Raw genomic sequence first — 3324 nt, forward strand, 5'->3', positions numbered from 1 at the left:
CGCGAGGACCGGGACCGGCGCGGTGGGGAGGGCGGGCGGCATACCCGGCCCGCGCAGCGGAACCGACGGCACCGACCCACCTGCCCGCGCGGGGCGCGATGCCCCAGTTCGCGCAGGCCGCGAGAGGGGGGCCTGGACCGGGATCTCCTGCGACACGGCCATCAGCATGGCCATCAGCGCATCGGGCACGGCGGGCTCGGTTCGCAGCGTGGCCCGCAGCCGGCGCTCGAGTTCGATCTCGGCGCGGCAGCCTTGGCACGCGATCAGGTGCCGGTCGCACGCGAGTTGCTCGCCCGCGCCCAGCGTGCCGTCGACATAGTCGCTGACCCGCTCGCCGAGGCAGCCGCGCATCGCGGGGGCCGGGCCGAACGAGATCACGACACGCCTGCCGGGGCGAGGCGCCCCGTCGCCAGCGTGCGGCCCCCGGCAGCGACGGGCTGGGGGGTCGGGGCGCGGTGGCTCAGTGCCTCGCGCAAAAGGGCCCGGCCCCGGTGGATACGGGAGCGCACGGTGCCGAGCTTGATCCCGAGCGTCGCGGCGATCTCCTCATAGCTCAGGCCTTCGATGTCGCACAGCACGACCGCGGCGCGGAAGTCCGGCGGCAGCGCATCCAGCGCCCGCTGAACGTCATCGTCGAAGTGGCGGTCCGCATACGCCTGCTCGGGCGACAGCTCGCGGCTCGGGATGCGGGCCGAGGCCTCGTCCGAGAGCGCATCGAAGCGGATCCGCTGCTTGCGGCGCATCTTGTCGAGGAAGACATTGGTCGTGATCCGGTGCAGCCAGCCCTCGAAGTTGCCGGGCGTGTAGGACCCCAGCGAGCGGAAGACGCGGATGAAGACGTCATGCGTGAGGTCCTCGGCGTCGTGGACATTGCCGGTCAAGCGGTAGGCCAGCCGGTACACACGCGCCGAGTGCTCCTCGACGATCTGCTCCCAGCTGGGCGCCACCCAGGTCTCGGTGGCCGGGCTCTCGGTCTGCATCTTGCCTTCCTCACGTGCGCGGTTCTCGCGCATCCCCCTGTGCACCACTCATACGCGCGAGTGGGTTTGATGGTTCCCCACAAGTCTGAATAGAAGCTGTATGCGGCATATCAGCGCGGTCTCGACTGGGACGTAAAATCCAGGCATGAGTGGAGCGAGACTGGCGAGCTGGTCGTATGCCGAGGAGTTCGTCCCCGAGGCCGAGACCGCGGACGGGGCCCGGCGCACCGGTTCGGGGCTGGGGGCGTCGCCGGTCGGCACCGGCGGCGGCGCTGCCCTGCGGATGCTCGCCGCCGCGAGCGCCGCGAAGGCGGTCATCGAGATCGGCACGGGCGCGGGCACCTCCGGCCTGTGGCTCCTCGAGGGTATGCCGGGCGACGGAGTGCTGACCACGATCGACGCCGCGGCCGAACACTCCCGGGCGGCGAAGGCGGCCTACGCGAAGGCGGGCATCTCGCACACCCGCACCCGCGTCATCACCGGGTCCGCCCACGATGTCCTGCCGCGGATGACCGACGGCGCCTACGACATGGTGTTCGTCGACGCGGACAAGGCGAGCTACCCGGAGTATGTCGAGCACGGCATCCGGCTGCTTCGCTCCGGCGGCGTCCTGGCGCTGGACAACATGCTCTGGCACGACAAGGTCGCCGACCCCGCCGCGCGCGACGCCCAGACGGTGGCCCTGCGCGAACTCGGCAAGGCCCTGCGCGACGACGAGCGCCTGCTGCCGGCCCTGTTGCCGGTGGGTGACGGCCTGCTGGTCGCGGTCAAGAAATAGGCCGGGCCAGGCGGAGCCACCAGGGCAGGGAGTTCACCGGTAGCCAGCGGTCGTGCTCCGCCAGAACGACGCGACTACCCATTGGGATCTGGGGCTTTCACCCCACTGACCAAGGGTTAACCGGGTGGCTACCGGTCAGCGGGCGGAGCCGGGGCCGGCGCCCCGGCGGAACTTTGCCGGGCCCTCGGCGATGGCGACGACCTCGTAGTCCTCGATCGTGATCGGCCCGGAGCCGATGAGGCGCGAGACCGGGGACCCGGCGGCGGTGGCCTCGAACTCGGCCCGGAAGCCGTCCCGCTCGCGCGGGGAGTCGAAGACGTAGGTGCCCTCGAACCACTCCCCCTCGCGCATCCGCCAGGTCTTGAAGGCGAGCCCGTCGAGGAACATGAACCGGGCCAGCGAGGTGCCGATGACGTAATCCCGCAGTTCCTGCCCAACACCGAGGGGCGCGCCGGTCAACGACCAGCGCACCGCCAGCCCGTAGCCCGCGTCCATACCTCTACTCCTCGACCAGCCAGCGCAACAATCCGCGGGTACCGTAGCCGGTCGCGCCCTTGGCGAGGAATCCGGTGTCGGACTCCGAACGCCCCGTGCCGGCGATGTCGAGGTGCACCCACGGGCGCCCGCCCGTGAACTCGCGGAGGAAGAGGGCCGCGAGGATCGATCCGGCACCCTGTCCGCCGATCGGGCCGATGTGGCTCAGGTCGGCGACATCGGACTCGAGCGAGGAGCGATAGTCCTCCACCAGCGGCATCGGCCACAGCGGCTCGCCGGCCGCCGCGAAGGCGTCCCGGATCCGCGTATGCAATGCGTCGTCGGTGCCGTATGACGGTGCCATCGCGCTCGCCAGGGCGATGCGGGCGTGGCCGGTCAGGGTGGCGATGTCGACGAGGGCGGCAGGGTCGAGTTCGGCGGCGGCGTATGCCAGCGCGTCGGCCAGGACGATGCGCCCCTCGGCGTCCGTGTTGCCGATCTCGGCGGTCGTGCCGCCGTAGTGGGTGACGACATCGCCGGGCCGATAGGACGCGGCACCCATCGCGTTCTCGGCCAGCGGCAGCAACCCAATCACCCGGCGACGCACGCCCAGCGCCTTCAGCCCCGCCATCACGCCGAGGACGATCGCGGAGCCGGACATGTCGGTCTTCATCATCAACATGCCAGCGGCCGGTTTGACGTTGAGGCCACCGGTGTCAAAGGTGATTCCCTTGCCCACCAACACGATCGGCGGCTCGGTGGCGGCACCGGGGCGGTGCTCGAGCATCACGAGGCGGGCCTCGTGCACCGAACCGGAGCCGACGGCGAGAATGCCTCCGAATCCGTCCCGCGCGAGCGCCTTCTCGTCCCACACCGTCACGCGCAGTCCGGCGGCGCGGCCGATCGCGCGCGCCTGGTTGGCCAGCCACGGTGGGTTCTTGACATTGCTAGGGGTGTTGGCGAGTGCCCGGGCCGTCTGGGCCGCGCGAGCGCATTCGGTGCCGAGGCGCACCTGCCCCGGGTCCGGCGCACCGAGGAGGATCAGCCGGCCCAGGGCGCGGCGGGTGTCGTCCGGCTCGCGGGTCTGCGGCC

Annotated in this window: 5 protein-coding genes; 1 reads left to right on the forward strand and 4 read right to left on the reverse strand. The window is 71.4% G+C overall.

Annotation, left to right across the window (positions count from 1 at the left end; translation table 11 throughout):
- Together BN11_RS23870 and sigE are read right to left on the reverse strand one after the other, a co-directional pair.
- Positions 1 to 378 (reverse strand): anti-sigma factor family protein (locus tag BN11_RS23870; protein ID WP_048698609.1); only part of this gene is annotated, 378 nt, incomplete at its 3' end.
- The gene (gene sigE, locus BN11_RS13955) at positions 375 to 980 is read right to left on the reverse strand and encodes an RNA polymerase sigma factor SigE (protein ID WP_048701524.1); all 606 of its coding nucleotides are present in this window, start codon (positions 978 to 980) and stop codon (positions 375 to 377) included. The genes sigE and BN11_RS23870, both read right to left, overlap by 4 nt.
- A gap of 145 nt (positions 981 to 1125) precedes the next feature.
- Between sigE and BN11_RS13960 the strand changes: the two genes are divergently transcribed.
- Complete coding sequence (locus BN11_RS13960; RefSeq protein WP_048698611.1) at positions 1126 to 1758, forward strand: O-methyltransferase; 633 nt, start codon at positions 1126 to 1128, stop codon at positions 1756 to 1758.
- A 135-nt stretch (positions 1759 to 1893) separates the two neighbouring features.
- On the opposite strand, the gene BN11_RS13965 is transcribed toward BN11_RS13960, so the two are convergent.
- Positions 1894 to 2253: a hypothetical protein gene (locus tag BN11_RS13965; RefSeq protein ID WP_048698613.1), complete on the reverse strand. Its 360-nt coding sequence runs from the start codon at positions 2251 to 2253 to the stop codon at positions 1894 to 1896.
- A gap of 4 nt (positions 2254 to 2257) precedes the next feature.
- Positions 2258 to 3324: leucyl aminopeptidase family protein (locus BN11_RS13970; RefSeq protein ID WP_162213240.1), on the reverse strand; the 1067-nt coding region annotated here is incomplete at its 5' end.

This window comes from Nostocoides australiense Ben110, from assembly GCF_001050535.1.
Lineage (GTDB): Bacteria > Actinomycetota > Actinomycetes > Actinomycetales > Dermatophilaceae > Nostocoides_A > Nostocoides_A australiense.